The sequence below is a fragment of the Vibrio sp. 1557 genome, from assembly GCF_033340175.1.
In the GTDB taxonomy this organism is placed as follows: Bacteria; Pseudomonadota; Gammaproteobacteria; order Enterobacterales; family Vibrionaceae; genus Vibrio; species Vibrio alginolyticus.
In genome coordinates, this window is sequence record NZ_JAWOVZ010000088.1 from 1 (window position 1) to 1,613 (window position 1,613).

General features: G+C 45.8%; 2 protein-coding genes. Both read left to right on the plus strand.

The window, feature by feature from the left end; translation table 11 throughout:
• Positions 1-160 (plus strand): anion permease (locus R7070_RS24810; protein WP_318141351.1); only part of this gene is annotated, 160 nt, incomplete at its 5' end.
• A 266-nt stretch (positions 161-426) separates the two neighbouring features.
• Positions 427-1,613, plus strand: a 1,187-nt coding sequence (locus R7070_RS24815) for a methyl-accepting chemotaxis protein (protein WP_318141350.1), incomplete at its 3' end; no start/stop codon positions are given.

Here is a 1,613-nt window from a genome sequence, read left to right on the forward strand (position 1 = left end):
CTCAGCTTCACTGGGCATGATTTTACCTGTCTCCACCCCACCAAACTCATTAGCTTATTCAACGGGCTTGATAGAAAGCAAAGACATGGCGAAAGTCGGACTCATCATTGGCTTAATTGGTCTGTTTATAGTTTACGGCGCTGTGTTGATTCTCTTCTAACATTCTGGCTCTGTGAGGGGTTACGCCTTCACAGAGCCCCTTCATTCCCATTACCTCGACTTCGTTCCCCTTTGCACACCATGATGAATAGAGATTTAACATTGCATTGCTGAATAAAAATCACACCATGTGCCTCAAGTTTCATCACTAACTGTCGATAAATTCACTAAAGCCTTTCATGTAACGCTCTGTGCTTGAATCGTCTAAACCCTCTGGAGTCACACGTTGTGACACTGATCTTTTTGTCTGTTTATAAAGGTTAGACAATGAGAAATACCATTAAGTTAAAAATCCAGATTGCTATTGCAGTCATTATCGCCATCGTAAGTGGCGTTCAAGCTTGGGTTTCCGTTAATCAACTTCACGAAGAAACCACATCCACACTCAACCGAGAAATACAGAATATTTCTGAGTCGACTAACCGTTATATCAGCGATTGGCTCTCAATTCGTAGCGATATGATGTTGGCTAACGAACAAATCATCGCCGGTTCTGATGATGCAGATCGCGAGTTATTGCTGACCAAACGCGCGGGGAAATTTCTCTCTGTTTACGCAGGGTTCTCTGACGGCGCTATTGCCTACGGCGATAAAAGCGAATCATGGCCATCCGATTACGACCCTCGAACTCGCCCTTGGTATCAAGACGCGATGGCACAATCTGGGCTGATCATTACCGAGCCATACCAAGACTTTGATGGCAGTATTGTGGTTAGCTTTGCCAAAGCGTTTAACCAAAACAAACAAGGCGTCTTGGCCGCTGACTTGGCCGTCACAGACATCATCAACGAAGTGTTGAATATCCAATTGGATAACAACGGCTTCGCGTTTTTGGTGGATGGCAACAATAACCTCGTCGCTTATAAAGATGAAAAGCTCAGCCAGAAACCGCTCACCACGTTAAATCCAGAACTGACGCGCGATAAAATGGCCAACTTGGCACAACACGCGAAGCTAGAAACAATCACGTGGCCAAAACAAGGCGACCAACTGATTTATGTTGCTCAAGTCCCTAACACCGATTGGTCTCTGGGCGTTGTGCAAGACAAACAAATGGCTTTTGCATCCGTTTCGGAGCAAGTGACCTTTACTGCCATTGCTTCAATCGTGATGTATTTGATCATCGCTGCCATCAGCACTTACGTGATCACTCGCCTACTACGTCCACTGCAAACTTTGTCGGATGCACTCTCTGAACTGTCACAAGGTGAAGGTGATTTGACGCAGCGCATCGAGATTGAACGCATGGATGAAATTGGCGAACTGGCCACGCACGTCAACCAGTTCCTTGCTCAGATGCAATCAATGCTAAAAAACATCGTCGAAAACAGTCAGCAGTTGTCAGAACAAGCACAACAGGCGAATGAACTCTCAGCCATGGCGGCAGGACGTGTTGAGCACCAACAAAATGACGTAAACCAAATTGCTACGGCCATTCATGAAATGTCGGCAAC